We start from the raw sequence: 16,984 nt of genomic DNA, 5'->3' as shown, positions 1-16,984 counted from the left end.
GCGTGCGGCGAGCCGAGGCGGCTTGGTGCGACTGCGCGCAGCACGAGAGGCGCCCGCTGGTTCGCGGGTGTAGTCCCACACTACCGAATTTTCCGCTTTTGCCGCGGAAGATACGAGAAAATTCTCATGCACCTGCATTTTGTTCGGCGATTATCGGTGAGACGGAGGGAGATGCGGATGAAGAGGCCCAGAAGATAGTGTGGGAAGCTCCGAGTCTTCATCCGGTGCGCTGCACCGAGAAAGGGGCACACTATGGTGCTCGAGGTAGGCGCGCAGGCGCCCGATTTCACCCTGTCCGATCAGAACGGCGAGGAGCTCACCCTCTCGGAGCTCGTGGCCGAGGGCCCCGTCGCCCTGGTCTTCTTCCCGCTCGCGTTCTCGGGAATCTGCACCGGCGAGCTCTGCGAGCTGCGCGACAACCTGGCGGTGTTCCAGGACAGCAAGGTGCGGCTCATCGGCGTGTCTGTGGATTCCGTGTACGCGCTCAAGGCGTGGTCGGATGCCGAGGGCTACGAGTTCCCGATCCTTTCCGACTTCTGGCCGCACGGCGCCGTGGCGAAGGAGTACGGCGTGTTTGTCGAAGAGGCCGGTATTGCGACCCGCGCGACGCTCGTGATCGGCGATGATCGCCGCGTGCTCGCGTCGTTCGAGACTGCCCCGGGTGAGGCTCGCGACTTCGGCGCCTACCGTGAGGCGCTCGCGGCAATCGCGTAATTTCTGTTCGTGGGGCGGATTCCCCTATAGTAGGGAAGTCCGCTTCGCACGGGCCTGTAGCTCAGCTGGTAGAGCGCCACGTTTACACCGTGGATGTCGTCGGTTCGATCCCGGCCGGGCCCACCATTGCAGCCCCCACCGATTCGCTCGGTGGGGGCTGCGCTGTGTTTTCGGGGTTCGCGCCGTGCCGCGTCAGGCGTGCGCGGGCGGCGTGCGCGCGAGCGCGTCCCTGGCAAGCGCGGTGACGTGCGTGACAATCGCGTCGCGGCGGGCCGCGGTGCCGAGGCCCGGGGCGATCATGGCGCCGACCTTCGTCAGTGTCCACCAGCTCGCGCAGAGCGCCACGATACTGAGCAGGAGTTGGGTGGCCTCCGCTCGCGATATTCCGGGAAGCGCCGAGTGGATCGCGTGAGACTGCGCGGCGCACGTGGCCGCACGGGACTCGGCCCCGGTGTCGCCTTCGTTCTCGCGATTCCCGGAGGCCTCGAGGCTTTCCCACGCGAGGAGTCGTGCGAGGTCGGGGTGTGACGCGAAGTGGTCGCACAGCGACCCCGCGTACGCTCCGACCCCGAAGGGGCCGGCGCCCACGGTCCCCGCCGCCTGGAGCAGGAGTGTGAGGCGGTCGTCAAGCACCGCGGCGAAGAGCCCGTCTTTGTTGCCGAAGTATTGGTACACGCGTTCTTTGTTGACGCCCGCATCGCGCCCGATGGCGTCCATGCGGGCACCCGCCAGTCCGTGGGCCGCGAATTGCCGCGCCCCGGCATCCAACAGTCGTTGTCGCGTTGCCGCAGTATCCCAGGCCATGGGGTCAGCGTACTCCATTTCCAACTAGGCGTTTGGAAAGTGAGGGCTCCTGTCGTACGCTTTCTCCAAACATACGTTTGGAGATTGCATGAGACCCGTTGAGTTCCCGATCACTTCCCGCCTCACCCTGGACGTGCCGCGCTCGGCCGCCGGGCCTGCGCGGCGCGGTGTCGTCGCGGTGCGGCGCACGCAATGAGGGCGCTGGTAGTGGGGGCCACCGGGGCCGTGGGCCGCGTGGTCAGCAGCGAGCTTCGATCTCGGGGCTGGGTGGTCACCGAGGGGAGCCGGAGGAACCCCGCCGCCACGATTGATCTGAGCGGGCCCGCCGGGTTCGACGCCCTGCGTCGGCTCGCGGAGGCGCACGACCTCGTGGTGAACGCTTCGGGCGTCGAAGACGTCCGCCTCGTCCGTGCCGCGGCGCCCGCCGCGTATCTCGACGTGTCCGCGACGGGCCGCGCCCTCACGGAGCTGCGCTCGGCGGCGGTGCCGGGCCAACGGGTGCTCCTCGGCGCGGGACTCGTGCCGGGCCTGAGCACGATGCTCATCGACGCGTTGCCCACGGCACCCGGGGATTCGATCGACCTTGCCGTGGTCCTCGGGACGGGAGAACCCCACGGGCCCGCAGCCGTCACCTGGACCGCGGGGCTCGCGGGTCGGCCGGTTTTCCAGCCGCCGGACGGCCGCCCCGTCATGAACTTCCGTGAGCATCGCGTCCTGCCCGCTGATCGCGGGATTCGTCGCTACCTGCGCGCAGACTTTCCCGATCACGTGCTGGTGGACCCCGCGCGGGCCCTCGCGATCCGGAGCTACCTGGCTGTGGGAAATCGGGTCACGACGCGCGCGCTCGCGTGGGTGGGGCGGGTCCCCAGGCTGGCGCCGCTGCTCGCTCGAACGCCCCACTGGGGCGACGACCGCTGGAGCGTCATCGGGGTGAACCGCCGCACCGGAACCCAGATTGGCGCGCGCGGGCGCGGGCAATCACGCGCCACCGGGGTGCTTGCGGCGCTGGGCGCAGACGCGCTCATGCGACACCCCAGCGCGACGATTCACACGATGGCGGATCTGGTGCCGCTGAGCGCGGTTCCGAACCTGGGTGCGTGACGCCCCGTGCGACCGGACACGCGGTGCGGGGTGCGGAGAGGAACCGGCACCGCCTACCGCGGCGCGGCCGCCCGATCGCGTCGGGTGCCGGGCACCCGATCCCGTGCCCGGACGCGGAGCCCGGACGCGATCAGTCGACGCACGAGCTCGTTGCCCGAGACGTGCACGGCACCGGCGGCGACCAGCGCCCCGTGGAGCTCCTCAGGCACGTCGTAGTGATCGTGGTCGAAGCCGCGCGCGGGGATCCCGTTGGCCGCCGCGAAGTGATGCAGCTCCTCAAGGGAGGCATCGCTCACGAGGTGCGCCCACAGCCGGTTGTGGGCCGGCCAGCTCGGCGCATCGATCAGAATGGTCACCGCTCGATGATACGCCCTCGGGGTGCCGACCGGCTCCCGGCTCAGTGCTTGGTCGTGTAGCCGGCATCCACCGGCAGTGCGACGCCCGTGACATACCGCGCCTCGTCGGACACGAGCCAGGCGATCGCGTTGCTGATGTCGCTCGGTTCGACCACGTACACGTCGCTGAACAGATTCGCCCGATCCGTTGCGGAGGCCCAGCGCTCGAGCGCCGGCACCGCCGCGGTTGCGACCATGTCCGCCATGGGCGTGTTCACCCCGGTGGGATGTACGGTGTTGACCCGGATCCGGTGCGTGGAAAGCTCCATGGCGAGGGTTTTCATCAGGTTCACGAGGCCCGCCTTCGCCGCACCGTAGTGTCCCCACGATGGCGCGCCCCTGAGGCCGTCGACCGAGGAGGTGAACACGAGGGAGCCGCCGGCGCCGCCGGCGATCATGTGCGGGATCATGGCGCGGGCTGTCTTGAACACCCCGGTGAGGTTGACGTCGATCATCGTCTCCCAGGACGCGTCGTCGATGAGGTAGCTCGCCTCGTGGACGCCGTGGACCGCCGCATTGGCGAGGACGATGTCGATGCGGCCGAACTCGGACATCGTGGCATCGGCGACGCGCTCCATGTCCGCCGTGCTGCGGACATCAGCCTGGAGTGCGAGCACCCGGCCGCCGAGGGCCTCGACCTGGCGGGCGGTCTCGGCGAGGTCCTCCGCACTGGAGAGCGCGTACTCGATGGTCTCCATGCTCGGTGTGGCCAGGTCCGTCACGACGATGTTCGCGCCGGCACCGGCCAACTTCAGCGCGTGCGACCGGCCCTGGCCGCGCCCGCCGCCGGTGATCACTGCGGTTTTTCCTGCAAGCGTGTTCACTGTGTCTCCTTCACGTCAGATGCTGATCGTTCGTGAGACCCCCGGGCTCAGGGCCACGATAGCTGCCGGCATCACAAAACGGAAGGGCCGCGAAAGCCGCTGAGCGCTACCGGGGGAGCGCCGCCTCGATCGCCGCGATCACCGCGGGGTCGGTCGGCTCGACCGCGGAGCGGAACCGCGTGATCGTGCCTCCCGGGGCCACGAGGAACTTCTCGAAGTTCCAGCGCACTCGCCCGGCTCGCCCGGCGGCGTCCGGGGCGTCTCGCAGGATCCGGTACAGCGGGTGGGAGTGCCGCCCGTTGACCTTGGTCTTCTCGAGCATCGGGAAGGTCACCCCGTAGTTCATGGCGCAGAACGTCTGAATATCCTCCGCAGAACCCGGCTCCTGGCCGAGGAACTGATTGCAGGGCACGCCGAGCACGGTGAAGCCGCGGTCTGCGTAGCGCTGCTGGAGCTCCTCCAGCTGGGCATACTGAGGCGTCATGCCGCACTTCGAGGCGACATTCACGACGAGAATCGCCCGGTCCCCGTACGCTGCGAGCGAGGTTCGGGCCCCGTCGAGCGTGGTGAGCGGAACTTCGGTCAGCTTCATAGCGTCCAGAGTACGCTGGATCGGTGGACCGCGACCGGGGAATGCGCCCGGAACGGCCCGCGTTGCAGCTGAGGTGGCCCTCGGCCGCAAATCACTCGCCGGCCGTGCGCGGGCGGCGCGAACAGAGATGGAGTGCACGAGTGAACGAGACTGACGCAATGGGGATGCCCGCGTATGATGCGGCAGGAACGACCGGCGCGGACGCGCTGAAGGCGGCGTTCCGGCAACACCCGGCGGGAGTATCGCTGATTACTGCGCACACGCCGGACGGCCCGGTGGGCCTCACCGCGTCGAGCGTGTCGTCGGTGGGCATCGATCCGCCCGCGCTCTCGTTCTCCGTGACTCGTGCCACCGGCAGCGCCGGCGGGCTGCTGCACGCGGACAGCTACGTGGTGCACCTGCTCGATGCGCGCCACGCGGCGATCGCGGCCACGTTCGCGGTGTCGGGAACCGAGCGTTTCACGCCCGAGCAGGGCTGGCGTGAGCTGGTCACCGGAGAACCCTACCTCCCGAACACCCGGGTCGCGCTCCGGTGCCGCACGCTGCACTCACTCGAGGTCGGTTCCTCCGTGATCGTTGTCGCCGAGATCCTCGGCGCGGTGTTCGGCGAGGAAGCGGAGCCGATGGTGCACGTCGACCGGAAGTTCCGCACCCTCGGCGACGTCGTCACGAACTAGGGGGCGACGACGGCGAGGCCCGCGGTATCGAGGCTGCGGGCCTTGTCGCGCCGCTCCACCCCGAAACTCACGAGGGCCAGGAGCAAGCCCGCGGTCGCGAGGCCCGCGCCGACCCACCCCGGGGACAGGTGCCCGAGTCCCGCGGCGATGACGAGACCGCCGAGCCAGGCACCCAGGCTGTTGCCCACGTTGAACGCCGCGTGATTGAGCGCGGCACCGAGGAGCGCCGCCTCTCCCGCGATGCGGATGAGCCGGGCTTGGATGGACGGCACGAGGATCGACGAGGTGATCCCGATCGCGAACGCGAGCGACACGAGCGCCGCGGGCCCCGTGGCGAACAGCGCGTACGCCACGAGCGTCGCGATGAGTGCGACGAAACCGCCGATGACCGCGGCAGGCGGGTTGCGGTCGCTCGCCCAGCCGCCCAGGAGATTCCCGATCGTCATGCCCACGCCCAGGGTCGCAAGCACCCACGGCACGGAATCGGCGGACATGCCCGCGACCCGGGTCGTCACCTCCGCGATGTAGGAGTACACCGCGAAGAAACCGCCGAAGCCGATCGCCCCGACCGCGACCATGGTCCAGATCCTTGGATTGCGCAGCGCCGCGAGTTCCCGGGCCGGATGGCGATCGGGGTTGCCCGGGACGCGGGGGAGCACGGCAAGGCCGAGCAGCAGCGTGGCCGTGAAGATCACCGCGACGAGCACGTATGCCCACCGCCACCCGGCGAACTGGCCGAGCCAGGTGGCCAGGGGGACCCCGATCACGTTCGCGATGGTCAAGCCCGACAGCGCGAGCGCGATGCCCTGGCCCTGCTTCCCCGGACCCATGATCCGGGCCGCGAGGAGCGAGGCAACGCCGAAGTAGGCCCCGTGCGGGAGCGCCGCGATAAACCGGAACACCGCGAGCGAACCGAAGCTCGGCATACACGCCGACGCGACGGTGCCGACCACGAACAGCCCCAGGAGCCAGAACGTGAGCGTGCTGTGCGAGGCGCGTGCGGCGAACACCGCGAATGTGGGCGCACCGACGACCACACCCAGGGCGTAGGCCGTGATGAGGAAGCCCGCCTGCGCGATGCCGGCCTCGGGGGCCGCGTCAAAGCCGGGGAGCAGATCCCGCGCGATATCTGGCAACAGCCCCATCGTCGCGAACTCCGTCACCCCGATCCCGAAGCCGCCCAGTGCGAGGGCGAACAGCGCGAGCGAGCGGCGCAGCGGGGAAAGCGGGGGCATAACAGCCTTTCGGACGAGGCGAGCGCTCCGCGGACCGCGGCAGCGAGCGCGGCAATGCGACCCGGCAAGACTACCCGAATGTCCCCGCCGGCCTACTGCCCCCGGGCGAGCCAGGCGTCGATCGCGGGGCGCTCACGCTCCACCGTCGTGCCGGCACCGTGACCGGGCTGGACGCTCATATCGTCGGGCAGCGTGAAGAGCTCGCGCTGGATCGACGCAATGATCTCGGGGAAGCTCGAGTACTCCCAGCGGGTCGCGCCGGGGCCACCCTGGAACAGCGTGTCGCCGGAGAACACGGTCCCCAGTCTCGGGGCGACGAAGCACACCGATCCGGGCGTGTGCCCGGGAGTGTGCCGGGTCACGAGTTCGACGTCTCCGACCTGGAAGACCGCGCCGTCGGCGAGCTCGAAATCGGGCAGCGCATCGCCATGGGTGTCGGCCCAGATGAAGAGATCGGCCGGGTGCAGGTACAGGTGAGTGTCGAGCCGCTGCGCGAGATCCAGCGCGGCGTTCACGTGATCCTCGTGACCGTGCGTGAGCAGGATGCCCAGCGCCTCACGCTCGCCCACCGCGGCGGCGATCGCTTCCGCGTCGTGGGCCGCATCGATGACGAGCACCCGGGCGTCGTCGCCGACGAGCCAGACGTTGTTCTCGAGGAAGACCCCCTCCGGGGGAAGTCCGGGCCGCCCGGCACCGATCGTGCCGGCCGTCAGCACCCGCTCGATGCGAATGTCTGTACTGGGGTGGGGGTGGGGCTGGGGATCCTGCGACATCGGGGCCGCCTTTCGTGAGGAGAGAAACCAGGAACAGCGACGGGGCGGGGTTCGTCGAAAGCCTCGACAAACCCCGCCCCGAATCGTGTGCGGTGCGAAGCGTTAGGCGCGCGTGACGATCACCGGGCACGGAAGCGCCTGCAGCACCCCGTGGCTGACCGAACCGAGCAACAGGCGGGAGATCCCACCACGGCCGCGGCTGCCCACGACCAGGAGCTCGGCCCCCTCCGCGGCCTGCACGAGTGCGGCGACCGGGGGAGACTGCACGATCTCACGCTTGATCTCGAGATCCGGGTACCGGCCTGCGAGGCCCGCCACACCGATCGCGATGGCCTCCTCAGCGGCGGAGCGCTGCGACTCCACGAGCTCCTCGCTCCAGAGATACTCGAGTCCGGGGGTCAGCGGCGGCATCCACGCGTACACCGCGATGAGGGGGGCGCCGCGGAAGGAGGCCTCCTCCGCGGCGTAGGCGATCGCGCGCTGCGAGGCGTCCGAGCCGTCCACGCCCACGACGACGCCCGCGTTGGGGCGTGCGTCGAGGTTGGGGATCACGGCGACGGGGCAGTGCGCCGTCGCCGCGACCTTCACGGCGCGCGTGCCGAAGAACGACCCGGCGAAGCGGGTGCCGCTGTGCTGACCCAGGATCAGCAGATCGGCCTGCTTCGAGGCTTCCTCAACCTCTGCGATCGGGTGACCGACCACGGCGGATCCGGAGATCTCGCCCGTGAACCCGAGGGTGCGCGCGTACGCGACCTCGGCCTCGAGCATCTGCTCGGACGCCTTCTGCGCTTCGGACAGGAACGCGACGCTTTCGGACAGGAACGAGTCGTCCGCAACGTGCAGCAGTTGCACGGTCGCCCCCCGCTCGGTGGCTCGGGCGAGCCCCCAGGCGAGCGCGACACGGCTCTGCTCAGATCCGTCGACTCCGATGAGGTATTTCTCCGACATCTTGCGTTCCTTTCGTTCGAGCGGTGGTGCGTTCGGTTCTCGCGATTAGGCGGTCAGCGCGGGCAGGTGCGCGGGGTGGCTCCCCGCGAGCTGCTCGATCACGCGGACCACCTGGCAGCTGTAGCCGTACTCGTTGTCGTACCAGACGTAGACGACGGCCGAGTCGCCGGTGACGATCGTGGCGAGGCCATCGACGATGCCGGCGCGGTTCGAACCGACGAAGTCGCTGGAGACGATCTCCGCGGACTCCACGTAGTCGATCTGCGTGCGCAGCGCGCCCGTGAGCGACACCTGCTGGAGCAGTGCGTTGATCTCTTCGCTCGTGGTCTCGCGCTCGAGCTGCAGGTTGAGCACGGCCATCGAGACGTTGGGGGTGGGAACGCGGATTGCGTTCCCCGTGAGCTTGCCCTCGAACTCCGGCAGCGCCTTGGCGACGGCCTTCGCCGCACCGGTCTCGGTCAGCACCATGTTCAGCGCCGCCGAGCGGCCGCGGCGGTCGCCCTTGTGGAAGTTGTCGATCAGGTTCTGATCGTTCGTGTACGAGTGCACCGTCTCCACGTGTCCGCGGGTCACGCCGAACTCGTCGTTGAGCACCTTGAGCACGGGGGTGATCGCGTTCGTGGTGCAGGAGGCCGCGCTGATGATGCGCTGCTCGTCGGTGATCTGGTCGTTGTTCACGCCGTACACAATGTTGAGCATGTCGCCCTTGCCCGGCGCGGTGAGCAGCACGCGGGCGATGCCCTGGTTCTGCAGGTGCTGGCCGAGGCCCTCCGCGTCGCGCCACTTGCCCGTGTTGTCGACGAGGATCGCGTCCTCGATGCCGTACTGCGTGTAATCGACGCTCGCCGGATCGTTCGAGTAGATGACCTGGATGCGGACGCCGTTCGCGACGATCGCGTTCTCGTCCTCGAGCACCTTGATGGTGCCGTTGAAGGGGCCGTGGACCGAGTCGCGGCGCAGCAGGTTGGCGCGCTTGACCAGGTCGTTCTCCGAGCCCTTGCGGACGACGATCGCGCGCAGGTTCAGGCCGTTGCCGCTGCCCGAGTGATCGATGATGATGCGGGCGAGCAGGCGCCCGATCCGGCCGAAGCCGTAGAGCACCACGTCGGTGCCGGTGCCGGGCTCGGCACCGATCGCGGGGGCCAGCACCTCGCGGAGGTACGCCTCGAGATCGTCACCGGCGGCAGCGCGGAAGCCGTTCGCGAGCAGCGCCAGGTCGACCGATGCGGGGCCGGGCTGGATCGTGGCGAGCGCCTCGACGATGGCCGAGGTCTCCGCGAGCGGCAGCTCAACGTCATCGATCTTCCGAGCGAAGCTGTGCGCGCGGATGATGTCGATGGGGGAGCGGCCGACCAGGCTCCGACCGTGCACCGACATCACCACGTCGTGGTCGCGGTAGAGCTGACCGATGAGCGGGATCATCCGCTCTGCGAGTTCCTGCTTCGCCTTCCAGTCTTCAAGGTGAGCATCAGCACGCTGGTTCATATGAACGGAGGGTCCTTCCAAACGGTGGTGAAAGTTGTGTCGGCCTGCCCGCCGGGACGCTGTAGCGTCACACTCCAGTATCCCACGAGGATGACGGAGTATGACACGCGGATTACCGCGTGGCGGGGATCATGCCCGATGCTAGAGAAGTTCCGCGCGGCGACTCGCACCGCGCACCAGCAGAATGAATGAGGACCTCATGACGATCCGGAAGCGCGGCATCCTCGCCGCTTCACTGACCGCGCTCGCTCTGGCCGCGACCACGGCGCTCGCCGGCTGCGCGAGCCCCGCCGCCGAAGACACCACCGTGAAGATCGGGGTCGTCCCCGGCGGCCAGCCCTACTGGGACACCTTCATCGACGCGGCCGCCGACGAAGGCATCACCGTGGAGATCATCGACTTTGCCGAGTACCCGCAGCCCAACCCGCTGCTGAGCGAGGGCGAACTGGACCTGAACCAGTTCCAGCACATCGCGTTCCTCGCGTCGCACAACGTCGACGCGGACGACGACCTGGTCGCGCTCGGTTCGACGGTGATCTACCCCATGAACCTGTTCTCGGCGAAGTACGACTCGCTCGAAGACATCCCCCAGGGTGGCACCGTTGCGGTCCCGAACGACGAATCGAACCGCGCCCGCGCCCTGCTCGTGCTGCAGAAGCTCGGCCTGATCGAGTTGAAGGACGGCGGCAACTCCGGCTCGACCCTCGAGGACATCCTGACGGACACGTCCAAGGTGAAGGTCACCGAGCTCGACGCGGCGGGCATCCCGGGTGCGCTGCCCGACGTCGACGCCGGTGTCGTCAACAACGACTTCGTCGAGCCCTCCGGCCTGAAGTTCTCGGACTCGCTCGGTTCGGACAGCGCCGAGGACGCGGCCGCAGCGCCCTACACCAACATCTTCGCAGCGCGCGCGGAGGACAAGGACAACGAGACCTACCTGAAGCTCGTCGACATCTACCAGAACAACGCCGATGTGCAGCAGGCCGTGCAGGACTACGTGGGTGAGGGCGCGGTGCTGCTCAACACTCCCGCCGCAGACCTCGCGAAGACCCTGAAGCAGGCCGAGGACGACTACCGGGCAACGAAGTAGTCCGGTTCGGCTCAGCCGGGACAGTTTCCGAATCGGGGCGGTGCGCATGTGGCGCGCCGCCCCGATTCGTCTCGTTCCGGCCGCACCCCCGACAATAGATTGACGTCGCGCCCACCCGCGGTGGCGGCCACACCGACCGAAAGGACCCCCAGGGTGACACGCGTGCAACTCAGCGGTGTCGGGAAGCGCTACCCCGGCCGCGGCAAGAAAGATCCGGAGATCGTCGCCGTCGACGACGTGTCGATCACGGTCGAGTCCGGCGAGATTCACGCCATCATCGGCTACTCGGGCGCCGGGAAGAGCACGCTGCTACGGCTCGTGAACGGCCTGGAACGCGCCACGAGCGGCACGATCACGGTGGGCGAAGACGAACTCAGCCAGATGCCCGAGCGCGAGCTGCGACGTGTGCGCTCGCAGATCGGCATGATCTTTCAGCAGTTCAACCTCTTCCATGCCAAGACGGTCGCGAAGAACATCGAGTACCCGCTCGTGGTCGCGGGCGTCCCGAAGGCGGAGCGGCCCGCACGCGTGGCCGAGCTCCTGGCCTTCGTGGGGCTGCAGGATCGGGCGGGTGCCTACGTCGATCAGCTCTCTGGCGGGCAGAAGCAGCGCGTCGGTATCGCGCGTGCGCTCGCCACGAACCCGGGTGTGCTGCTCGCCGATGAAGCGACGAGCGCCCTGGATCCCGAGACGTCGCGCGAGGTGCTCGCGCTCCTGAAACGCGTCAACGATGAACTCGGCATCACGATCGTGCTCATCACGCACGAGATGGAGGTGGTGCGGGAGATCGCCGACCGCGTCACCGTCATGGACGGGGGTCGCGCGGTCGAACAGGGCAATGTGTTCGAGGTGTTCTCTGCCCCGCAGAGCGAGACGACACGCAAGTTCGTGGCGACCGCACTGCCGAGCGAGCCTGCCGCCGGACATCTCGAACAGCTCCGCGAGCGCCACCGCGGCCGGCTCGTCAGTCTGACGTTCCGCGACGGAGACGTGGATCAGCCGGTCGTGTTCCGCACGCTCGCCGAGCGCGGCGTGGGCGTGAGTATTGTGCACGGCGGGATCACCGACGTGGGCGGCCGGAGCTTCGGAAAGCTCACGCTCGAACTGATCGGCGACGAACTTCGCGTGGAGCACGCCGTGGCGGCACTGGCGCAGGAGACTGAACTGGAGGTGCTGGCGTAATGGACCGGCTCATTGAACTCCTCGCGAACGGCAAGTTCCTCGAGGCGACGCTGCAGACGCTCATGTACGTGGTCGTGGCGATGGGGGTCGGCGGCGCGCTGGGCCTGGTCGTCGGCGTCGCCCTGACCGTGACGCGCCGTGGCGGGCTCTTGCAGAACCGCCCGGTGTTTGTCATCCTCAACTTCCTCGTGAACTTCTTCCGGCCGATCCCGTTCGTGATCCTGATCGCGGCCTTGACCCCGCTCGCACGGCTCGTGGTGGGGACCGGGATCGGTGACCGCGCGCTCATGTTCGTGCTCGTGTTCGCCGCGATGTTCGGGATCGCGCGGCTCGTTGAGCAAAACCTGCTCACCGTCTCGCCCGGAGTGATCGAGGCGTCCCGGGCGATGGGGGCGGGGCCGCTGCGCACCATCTTCACCGTGCTGATTCCCGAGGGGCTCGGCCCGCTGGTGCTCGGGTACACCTTCGCCTTCATCGCGGTCGTGGACATGACCGCGATGGCCGGTGTGGTGGGCGGCGGCGGGCTCGGGAACCTGGCGCTCCAGTACGGGTATCGCCAGTTCAACCCCTGGGTGACCTGGGCCGCCGTGATCATCATCATCCTGATCGTGCAGCTCGTGCAGCTGCTCGGCAACGTCATTTCCCGCAAGCTGCTTCGGAGGTAGATCGTGTCAGAACGCTCGCTCAGTGACTTCACCGCCTACGCGGAATCCGTCTGGCCCACGGCCACCGCGGAGAGCTGGGATCGCGTGGGCCTGGTGTCCGGGCACGCCGGGGCGCCGCTGACCAAGGTGTTGCTCGCGGTCGACGCGGTCGCCGAGACCGTCGAAGAAGCCCGCGAGTGGGGCGCGGACCTGCTCTTCACGCACCACCCGCTGTTGCTGCGCGGGATCCACACCCTCGACGAGCAAACGTCGAAGGGGGCCCTGCTCGCCACGCTGATCCGCAGTGGCTGCGCGCTGTACGCCGCGCACACCAACGCCGACGCGCCCGAGGGCGGAGTATCGGATATCTTTGCGCGACGACTCGGGCTCGCGCAGGCGGTGCCGATTGTGCCCGGCGCGGACCCGACCGCGGGCATCGGGCGGTGTGGAATCCTGCCGGAGCCGATGCCGCTGCGCGCGTTTGCGGAGCTCGTCTCCGGCGTGCTGCCCGCGACCGTCACGGGCGTGCGCGTGGCGGGGGATCCCGAGCGGCTAATCACCTCGGTGGCTCTGCTCGGGGGCGCGGGGGATAGTCTGCTCGACCACCCCGTGGTGCGCGGTGCGGACGTGTACGTCACCTCGGATCTGCGGCACCACCCGGCTCAGGAGTCGCTCGAGCAGTCCGCGGCCTCGCGCGGCCCCGCGCTGATCGATGTGGCGCACTGGGCGAGCGAGTCGCTGTGGCTTGAAGGCGCGGCGGAGCGGATGCGGGCCGCGCTTCCGGGCGTGGAGTTCCGAGTGAGCAGTCTCCGGACGGATCCGTGGACCTTCGCCGTCGGAGCCGCGGGCTGAGGCACCGCTAGGCTAGAGGTATGAAGGCCAGCCCTCGCCAGCAGCGACTCCTGCTCGACCTGCAAGAACTCGACACCACGATCGCGCGCGTGCGCCGCAAGCACGCCACGCTCCCCGAACGCGCAGAACTCGACGGGCTGAGCGGCGAGATCGCGGCGGCTCGCGAGGCGTACATGGCGGCGCAGCGCGAGCTCGACACCCACACCGCCGAGATCGAGCGCATCGAGGCGGACGTGAAGATGGTGCGCGACCGGCGCGCCCGCGACGAGGAGCTCCTCGCGCGGAGCACCGCGGCGAAGGAGGCGCAGGCGCTGCAGGCCGAGCTGGACACGCTCGCGCACCGCATGAGCGAGCTCGAAGACCGCGAACTCGCGGTGATGGAACAGCAGGAGCAGGCTCAGGCCGCGTTTACCGAGGCCGAGCGGGTGCTCGGCGGGGTGGACGCGCGCCGCGCCGAGATCCAGTCCGCGATCGACGCGGCCGAGGCGCAGTTGAAGCGTGAGTTCGACTCGAACACGGAGGAGCGCGCCGGCGTCGCCGCCGAGGTGCAGCGCGACGTGCTCGAGGTGTACGAGGAGCTGCGCGGCCGCATCGGCATCGGGGCGGCTCGGCTTCGCGGCACGGTGTCCGAGGCGAGCAACATGGCGCTGACCCCGGCGGAGCTCACCGAGATCCGCACCACCGCGCCGGACGAGCTCGTCTTCTGCCCGGGCACCGGCGCGATCCTGGTGCGCGTCGAGGACGAGGCGTAGCGCGCGATTTCGGGGCCTCCCGCGGTGTACGATAGGTCTCGGAATGGGTCGGTGAGGCGGTCGCGTCGCGGCACGCAAGTGCACGCGCCGAGGAACGTCCGGGCTCCGCAGGGGAGAACGGTGGGTAACGCCCACCCGGGGCAACCCGCGAGAAAGTGCAACAGAGAGTAGACCGCCAGGGGTGGCTTGCCGCCCCCGGTAAGGCTGAAAGGGTGGTGTAAGAGACCACCGGCGTTCGTGGTAACACGGGCGGCCAGGTAAACCTCGTTCGGAGCAAGGCCAGACAGAGGATGATGACGCGCCCCGCCGAGTCCTCGGGTAGGCCGCTAGAGGGCACTGGCAACAGTGTCCCGAGAGAGATGACCGTCAGAGTCGGCTTCGGCCGTCGAGACAGAACCCGGCGTATGATCCGGCCCATTCCCCCCCCGGTACGTGCCGCCCAGCGCTGAGCTGCGATGCGGGGCCCGGCGCTGCAACGCCCGTGTGTTACAGTCCGAGAGACGCCGCAGGTAGCGTGTTGCTGCCTGCACCGTCGATGCACCTGCCTCGGGGGCACGCCTGCTCGCGCAGCCCGATCCTCCGTGTGCGTCGGCAGCGTCATGAGACATGGGGGAACTCTTGCAGAAAAGTTACGTTGCGGGGGCACTGTCGCTCCTGCTGATCGGGACCGGCACCGGGATCGTCGCGAGTACCGCAACCGGTGCGCAGGCCCGGGCCGAGGTCGGGGACGTGGTGTGCGATGTCTTCCTGAGCGGCATCCGAAACATGCACGTTGTGCAGACCGGCGATCGGACCTTCGACGTCACCTACGTTGACCAGAACACCCTCGCCGGTGAGGACAACTCGCCCACGGCGAATGATGCGTTCGCGCCGCTGCCCGCGGAGTATCGTGATGCGCGCAACCTGGTGCATATCGGGCCGGACGTGACGATCTCGTCGCTGCGCGTGAGCCAGTCTGTGGTCACGGGTCCGGCCGACGACGGCGTCGATTCCGATTGGCAGGTCGAGACCGTGCTCGAGAACGAGGCGGCACCCTGGGAAGGGGCCGAGCTGAACGGTCGCACGATCACCTGGACCCATGACATCGACGCGCGCACGGAGACGAGCGGGGGCATCGCGGGCGAGCAAGTCCGTCCGAGCGACTTTCCCTTCCCCTGGAACTTGACCGACGACGCGGCGAGCGTGCTGCAGTTCACCGCAACATTTCCGGAGAGCCTGAGCGGGGAGGTTTCCCTCGTCGATGGCCTCACCGGAAGCTTCTGGAGCACCAAGTGGGTGGAACCCCCGTATGTGTGGGAAGCGGATCAGGAGGTGCCCTACGAGGGGCCAGGATGCACGGTGACGCTTGCGGACACCGCGACGGATCCGGCAACCGACCCGGGCACCGATCCCGCGACGGATCCGGCAACCGACCCGGGCACTGATCCCGCAACGGACCCGGCGACCGATCCGGCAACGGACCCGGCTACCGATCCGACAACGGACCCGGGCACCGATCAGGCGACGGACCCGGGCACCGATCCGGCGACGGACCCGGGCACCGATCCCGCAACCGACCCGACGAGCTCGGACCCGGGGACGAGTGATCCTGCGCCCCAGAAGCCGAGCGGCGCGCAACTCGCGAAGACGGGTGCCGAGGACGGGCTGGCCGGGCTCGGCGTCGGGGCGCTGCTGCTCGCCGCGGGCGCCGGAGTGTTGCTCGCCCGGCGTCGCGCGGCGTGAGGAACGCCGGGCGGGCTCTCCACTGAGAGCGCGCCCGGCGCGCTACTCCGAGACCGTGAGCAGTTCGAAGCCGTCCTCGCGGACCACGATCGTGTGTTCGAACTGGGCGGTGACGCTCTTGTCGCGGGTGGTGACGGTCCACCCGTCGTCCCACTGCTCCCATTCGTGCGTGCCCAGCGTGAGCATCGGCTCGACGGTGAACACCATGCCGGGCACGATCAGGTCGCCATAGCTCGGCGCGGAGTCGTAGTGGGGGATGATGAGGCCCGTGTGGAACGAAGAGCCGACGCCGTGCCCGGTGAAGTCGCGGACCACGCCGTAGCCGAAGCGCTTCGCGTAGGTTTCGATCACGCGGCCGATGACGTTCACGGCGCGGCCGGGCTTGGCGGCCTTGATCCCGCGCATCATCGCCTCGTGGGTGCGTTCGATGAGGAGATCGACCTCTTCGCTCACCTGGCCCACGCGGAACGTGCGGTTCGTGTCACCGTGGAAGCCGTCGAGGTATGCGGTGACGTCGACGTTCACGATGTCGCCCTCACGAAGCACGGTGTCGTCGGGGATGCCGTGGCAGATCACCTCGTTGACGGAGGTGCAGGAGGACGCGGGGTAGCCGCGATACCCGAGCGTCGAGGGGTACGCGCCCGCGGCCACCACGACGTCGTGAGCGACCCGATCGAGTTCGGCCGTCGTCACTCCCGGGGCGACAGCCGCCCCGACCGCGTCGAGCGCCTGGGACGCGATACGGCCCGCGGTGCGGATCAGCTCGATCTCGGCCTCCGTGTAGGTGTTGTTGCCGGTGTAGGCCGGGGGCACCTGGAGCCCGACGTACGGGGGTCGCGCAATGTGAGCGGGGACCGTCAGTGGGCTCGGGCGCGACCCGGGGATCAAATTTCCGTGTGCATCGAAGGGCATGCCTCTAGTCTATGAAGTACGCCCGGCATCTGTCGGGCACCGGCCGAGATGGAGGGAGACGGCTCATGAGCAAGCGGGACTGGGGGATCGACGATCCCGAGGAGACGTACTGGTTCAATCAGCGCACCGGGGAAGTCGAAGAGGGGCCGCAGTCGCTCTCGATCGACCGTGTCGGGCCGTTCCGCACGCGCGAGGAAGCCGCCCACGCCACGCAGATTCTCGCGGAGCGCGCGCGTCTGCTGCGCGAGGAAGACGAGGAAAAGGACGCCTAGGCCGCGTGGC

Annotated in this window: 19 protein-coding genes, 1 tRNA gene and 1 other RNA gene; 12 read left to right on the top strand and 9 right to left on the bottom strand. The window is 68.8% G+C overall.

Features of this window, described 5'->3' with window-relative positions:
* Positions 1 to 252 precede the first annotated feature (252 nt).
* Both D3230_RS08955 and D3230_RS08950 read left to right on the top strand, forming a co-directional pair.
* Positions 253 to 714 (top strand): peroxiredoxin, encoded by a 462-nt coding sequence (locus tag D3230_RS08955; RefSeq protein ID WP_237467245.1) that lies wholly within the window; start codon positions 253 to 255, stop codon positions 712 to 714.
* A gap of 50 nt (positions 715 to 764) precedes the next feature.
* Positions 765 to 840 (top strand) — tRNA-Val (locus D3230_RS08950).
* A 66-nt stretch (positions 841 to 906) separates the two neighbouring features.
* On the opposite strand, the gene D3230_RS08945 is transcribed toward D3230_RS08950, so the two are convergent.
* Positions 907 to 1,518 carry a TetR/AcrR family transcriptional regulator gene (locus D3230_RS08945; RefSeq protein ID WP_202344684.1) on the bottom strand — a complete coding sequence of 204 codons (612 nt, stop codon included), beginning with the start codon at positions 1,516 to 1,518 and terminating at the stop codon, positions 907 to 909.
* 192 nt (positions 1,519 to 1,710) lie between these two features.
* On the opposite strand from D3230_RS08945, the gene D3230_RS08940 reads away from it, so the two are divergent.
* Positions 1,711 to 2,619 (top strand): saccharopine dehydrogenase family protein, encoded by a 909-nt coding sequence (locus D3230_RS08940; protein WP_202344683.1) that lies wholly within the window; start codon positions 1,711 to 1,713, stop codon positions 2,617 to 2,619.
* 53 nt (positions 2,620 to 2,672) lie between these two features.
* Here D3230_RS08940 and D3230_RS08935 read toward each other — a convergent pair whose 3' ends face one another.
* The 3 genes from D3230_RS08935 to D3230_RS08925 form a co-directional block, all read right to left on the bottom strand.
* On the bottom strand, positions 2,673 to 2,975 hold the full coding sequence (locus tag D3230_RS08935; RefSeq protein WP_202344682.1) for a DUF4031 domain-containing protein: 303 nt from the start codon (positions 2,973 to 2,975) through the stop codon (positions 2,673 to 2,675).
* A gap of 41 nt (positions 2,976 to 3,016) precedes the next feature.
* The gene (locus D3230_RS08930; protein WP_202344681.1) at positions 3,017 to 3,838 is read right to left on the bottom strand and encodes a mycofactocin-coupled SDR family oxidoreductase; all 822 of its coding nucleotides are present in this window, start codon (positions 3,836 to 3,838) and stop codon (positions 3,017 to 3,019) included.
* A gap of 106 nt (positions 3,839 to 3,944) precedes the next feature.
* A complete protein-coding gene (locus D3230_RS08925) occupies positions 3,945 to 4,430 on the bottom strand; it encodes a glutathione peroxidase (protein WP_202344680.1) in 486 nt (161 codons plus the stop codon).
* A gap of 164 nt (positions 4,431 to 4,594) precedes the next feature.
* On the opposite strand from D3230_RS08925, the gene D3230_RS08920 reads away from it, so the two are divergent.
* Complete coding sequence (locus D3230_RS08920) at positions 4,595 to 5,107, top strand: flavin reductase family protein (RefSeq protein ID WP_202344865.1); 513 nt, start codon at positions 4,595 to 4,597, stop codon at positions 5,105 to 5,107.
* On the opposite strand, the gene D3230_RS08915 is transcribed toward D3230_RS08920, so the two are convergent.
* The 4 genes from D3230_RS08915 to D3230_RS08900 all read right to left on the bottom strand — a co-directional run bounded on the left by D3230_RS08915 (position 5,104) and on the right by D3230_RS08900 (position 9,548).
* Entirely contained in the window at positions 5,104 to 6,342 is a 1,239-nt protein-coding gene (locus tag D3230_RS08915) for an MFS transporter (RefSeq protein WP_202344679.1), read from the bottom strand. The two genes, D3230_RS08920 and D3230_RS08915, sit on opposite strands and share 4 nt — an antisense overlap.
* Positions 6,343 to 6,434: 92 nt before the next feature.
* Positions 6,435 to 7,115: an MBL fold metallo-hydrolase gene (locus D3230_RS08910; RefSeq protein ID WP_202344678.1), complete on the bottom strand. Its 681-nt coding sequence runs from the start codon at positions 7,113 to 7,115 to the stop codon at positions 6,435 to 6,437.
* 102 nt (positions 7,116 to 7,217) lie between these two features.
* Positions 7,218 to 8,063: a universal stress protein gene (locus D3230_RS08905; RefSeq protein WP_202344677.1), complete on the bottom strand. Its 846-nt coding sequence runs from the start codon at positions 8,061 to 8,063 to the stop codon at positions 7,218 to 7,220.
* Positions 8,064 to 8,108: 45 nt separating this feature from the next.
* Positions 8,109 to 9,548 (bottom strand): glyceraldehyde-3-phosphate dehydrogenase, encoded by a 1,440-nt coding sequence (locus D3230_RS08900; RefSeq protein ID WP_202344676.1) that lies wholly within the window; start codon positions 9,546 to 9,548, stop codon positions 8,109 to 8,111.
* A 199-nt stretch (positions 9,549 to 9,747) separates the two neighbouring features.
* On the opposite strand from D3230_RS08900, the gene D3230_RS08895 reads away from it, so the two are divergent.
* The 7 genes from D3230_RS08895 (at position 9,748) to D3230_RS08865 (ending at position 15,790) form a co-directional block, all read left to right on the top strand.
* Positions 9,748 to 10,638, top strand: coding sequence for a MetQ/NlpA family ABC transporter substrate-binding protein (locus tag D3230_RS08895; RefSeq protein WP_202344675.1), 891 nt, complete (start codon positions 9,748 to 9,750; stop codon positions 10,636 to 10,638).
* A gap of 153 nt (positions 10,639 to 10,791) precedes the next feature.
* Positions 10,792 to 11,820: an ATP-binding cassette domain-containing protein gene (locus tag D3230_RS08890; RefSeq protein ID WP_202344674.1), complete on the top strand. Its 1,029-nt coding sequence runs from the start codon at positions 10,792 to 10,794 to the stop codon at positions 11,818 to 11,820.
* Positions 11,820 to 12,485, top strand: coding sequence for a methionine ABC transporter permease (locus D3230_RS08885; protein ID WP_202344673.1), 666 nt, complete (start codon positions 11,820 to 11,822; stop codon positions 12,483 to 12,485). Before D3230_RS08890 ends, D3230_RS08885 begins: the two co-directional genes overlap by 1 nt.
* A 3-nt stretch (positions 12,486 to 12,488) precedes the next feature.
* A complete protein-coding gene (locus D3230_RS08880) occupies positions 12,489 to 13,316 on the top strand; it encodes a Nif3-like dinuclear metal center hexameric protein (protein WP_420029028.1) in 828 nt (275 codons plus the stop codon).
* A gap of 20 nt (positions 13,317 to 13,336) precedes the next feature.
* A complete protein-coding gene (locus tag D3230_RS08875) occupies positions 13,337 to 14,068 on the top strand; it encodes a zinc ribbon domain-containing protein (RefSeq protein ID WP_202344672.1) in 732 nt (243 codons plus the stop codon).
* 44 nt (positions 14,069 to 14,112) lie between these two features.
* An RNA gene (gene rnpB, locus D3230_RS08870) (RNase P RNA component class A) lies at positions 14,113 to 14,489 on the top strand.
* Between the two features lie 197 nt (positions 14,490 to 14,686).
* Positions 14,687 to 15,790 carry an LPXTG cell wall anchor domain-containing protein gene (locus D3230_RS08865; protein ID WP_237467243.1) on the top strand — a complete coding sequence of 368 codons (1,104 nt, stop codon included), beginning with the start codon at positions 14,687 to 14,689 and terminating at the stop codon, positions 15,788 to 15,790.
* Between the two features lie 42 nt (positions 15,791 to 15,832).
* On the opposite strand, the gene map is transcribed toward D3230_RS08865, so the two are convergent.
* Entirely contained in the window at positions 15,833 to 16,702 is an 870-nt protein-coding gene (gene map / locus D3230_RS08860; protein WP_202344670.1) for a type I methionyl aminopeptidase, read from the bottom strand.
* Between the two features lie 65 nt (positions 16,703 to 16,767).
* Between map and D3230_RS08855 the strand changes: the two genes are divergently transcribed.
* Entirely contained in the window at positions 16,768 to 16,974 is a 207-nt protein-coding gene (locus tag D3230_RS08855; RefSeq protein WP_202344669.1) for a methionine aminopeptidase, read from the top strand.
* The last annotated feature ends 10 nt before the right edge of the window (positions 16,975 to 16,984 follow it).

The organism is Leucobacter chromiireducens subsp. solipictus (assembly GCF_016758195.1).
Taxonomy (GTDB): domain Bacteria; phylum Actinomycetota; class Actinomycetes; order Actinomycetales; family Microbacteriaceae; genus Leucobacter; species Leucobacter solipictus.
The sequence above is the reverse complement of the archived record's forward strand: the minus strand, read 5'-3'. Positions and strand labels throughout refer to the sequence as shown.